At 61.2% G+C, this 929-nt stretch carries 1 protein-coding gene; it reads right to left on the bottom strand.

Translation table 11 applies throughout. The features are described 5' to 3' along the window. Positions 1-860 (bottom strand): integrase arm-type DNA-binding domain-containing protein (locus tag HGI47_RS22080; protein ID WP_168854899.1); only part of this gene is annotated, 860 nt, incomplete at its 3' end. Between the last annotated feature and the right edge of the window lie 69 nt (positions 861-929).

Genomic DNA, 929 nt, shown 5'->3' with positions numbered 1-929 from the left:
GCGATCGACTGCCGCGAGAGCGGCACGTGGTGCGGTTTGCGCATCTTCATCTTCTCGGCCGGGATGGTCCATAGAGCGGTTTCCAGGTCGATCTCATCCCAACGGGCATGACGCAGTTCGCCGGGACGCACGAAGACGTGCGGCGCGAGTTGCAGCGCCCATTTTGTCATGCCTTGGCCTTCGTAGCCATCAATGGCCCTGAGCAGGTCGCCGACCTCATTGGCATCGGTGACCGCCCCGTAGTGAGTGACCGTGGGGGTCAATAACGCGCCGCGCAAATCACGTGTCGGGTCAGACCGCAGGCGTGCCGTGGCTACGGCGTAGCGGAACACGGCACTGGCCAGTTGCAGTGTACGTCGTGCACTTTCGAGCTTGCCTCGCTTCTCGATCTTGCGGATCGCGGCGAGGGCGTCGATCGGCTCGATCTCATGGATCGGCATCTTGCCAATCGAATTGTCGAGCAGGCTGAGGAGATATTCGCAGCGCGTAGCGGTAGCCGGTGCCCAGGCCCTGTCACCGTCGCGGCGGCGCTTGCGGCAATACTCACTGGCGATGCTGGTGAAGGTGTTGTCGGCCAACGCGCCTGCCCTGAGCTTATCGCGTTGCCTCTCAAGCGCGGGGTCCTTGCCATCAGCAATCAGGTCGCGGGCGTCATCGCGCATTTTCCGCGCGTCGCGCAGGCTCACTTGAGGATAAGCGCCAAAGCTGAGCTTCTTCTCAGATCCGCCGTGCCGGAACTTCATTCGCCAGAGTCGTGACCCAGACGGGGAGATCACCAGAAAGAGGCCCAGCTCATCGTAGATTTTGTAGGGCTTGTCGCGCGTCTTGGCTCGACGAATCGCTATATCAGTCAATGACATAGATCAGGCCTTCCATGGCGAGGCCCCCACCCTTGGGGGCCTCGTGCATTTTTGGACCGGCTATTTTTG

The sequence above is a fragment of the Novosphingobium sp. ERN07 genome, assembly GCF_012641335.1.
GTDB lineage: Bacteria > Pseudomonadota > Alphaproteobacteria > Sphingomonadales > Sphingomonadaceae > Novosphingobium.
This window is presented reverse-complemented; position numbering and strand designations above follow the sequence as displayed.